The organism is Pseudomonas sp., assembly GCF_032058845.1.
Classification (GTDB): domain Bacteria; phylum Pseudomonadota; class Gammaproteobacteria; order Pseudomonadales; family Pseudomonadaceae; genus Aquipseudomonas.
Map to the genome: position 1 here is coordinate 10,039 of NZ_DAMCCR010000119.1, position 993 is coordinate 11,031.

Sequence of the window (993 nt, forward strand, 5' to 3'; positions counted from 1 at the left end):
AGCCGCTCCTACACCCCTGCGTATCAGGTACCTCACACACTTGTTGGAGCGGCTTCAGCCGCGATGGACGCCGCAGCCGTCCCATTAGCGGCAGCGTAGTCTTGCAAAAAAACGGTCGCCTACAGCCACACCGCATCCCAATGCGGATACTCCCGTGTGCTCTTAACCAATCCCGCACGCACAGGGTTGGCGACGATATACCTCGCGACGCGAACAACATCGTCTTCGCGGCGCAACGCACGGTCGTGATACCCAGCCTGCCAAACTCGCTGGCTGGGTAACCCAGCCTTGTGTAATGCCATGCTGGAACGTGCTTTCAATCTGCGCATCAACCCCCCCAGCGGTTCTTTCTTCAACTCGATCAACCAATGCACATGGTCCGGCATGACGACCCATGCCAGTGAGCGGCAAAGTTGTTCGCGTTCACATCGTCGCAGTTGATCGATGACCAGGCGTGCATGCTGAAAGTCATGGAACAGCGAGATGCGCTGATGAGTAACGGTCGTGAGCAAGTACAGCCTTCCCGCCTCCGAGTAACGGCCACGGCGGAGGGTATGTGAATGGCGGTTGGGCATCTCGTTCTTCCTTGAAAATGAATTTTCAACGTAGTGCCTCTTGAACGGATAGGCCTGTGCGGGTGATTTGCCAAATATGGCAGAGACGCTTTGGATCGACGCTTGGGAGGCGGGGCGGGCGATGTGAGGGGTTTGCAGATTGGACGTGCCGTTGATCCAAGCCGCTTGAGCTGGGGCGGCTGCGCCGCCCATCGCGGCTAAAGCCGCTCCAACAGGTTTGCGCAATGCCGTATCAGGCTGTAGTCATCTTGTTGGAGCGGCTTCAGCCGCGATGCCGCGTAGCCGGCCCGATGCCGCAGGTTTGCGCAATGCTGTATCAGGCTGTAGTCCATCTTGTTGGAGCGGCTTCAGCCGCGATGGACGGCGTAGCCGGCCCGATGCCGCAGGTTTGCGCAATGCTGTATCAGGCTGTAGTCCA

At 58.6% G+C, this 993-nt stretch carries 1 protein-coding gene; it reads right to left on the reverse strand.

Features of this window, described 5'->3' with window-relative positions; all coding sequences use genetic code 11:
* Positions 1-119 precede the first annotated feature (119 nt).
* On the reverse strand, positions 120-575 hold the full coding sequence (locus RT028_RS17830) for an REP-associated tyrosine transposase (RefSeq protein WP_312936440.1): 456 nt from the start codon (positions 573-575) through the stop codon (positions 120-122).
* Positions 576-993: the final 418 nt, after the last annotated feature.

Bases quoted from the DNA above. Each gene is read 5' to 3' on its own strand.
- RT028_RS17830 (WP_312936440.1), bottom strand. From the start codon at position 575: ATGCCCAACCGCCATTCACATACCCTCCGCCGTGGCCGTTACTCGGAG.